The organism is Frigoribacterium sp. AC759 (assembly GCF_979256015.1).
On the sequence record NZ_CEEDMT010000101.1, the window covers coordinates 1 to 267 of the forward strand.

1 protein-coding gene is annotated in these 267 nt (G+C 71.9%); it reads left to right on the plus strand.

Features of this window, described 5'->3' with window-relative positions:
* Positions 1–267: alpha-isopropylmalate synthase regulatory domain-containing protein (locus ACZ6JE_RS15255; RefSeq protein ID WP_464319491.1), on the plus strand; the 267-nt coding region annotated here is incomplete at both ends.

Here is a 267-nt window from a genome sequence, read left to right on the forward strand (position 1 = left end):
TCGACCGGCGCATCGGCGACGACGTCGAGTCGACCACGGGACGAGGCACGGGGCCGATCGCCGCGTTCATCTCCGGCCTCGAGGCGCATGGAGTCGGCGTCAAGCTGTACGACTACGTCGAGCACCCGCTCAGCGCGAGCGGCGACGCGCAGGCCGCGGCCTACGTCGAGCTGGACGTCGACGGGACGCGCCTCGGGGGTGTGGGCATCGACGCCGACAGCTCGACGGCGTCGCTCAAGGCGATCGTCTCGGCGGTGAACCGTGCGC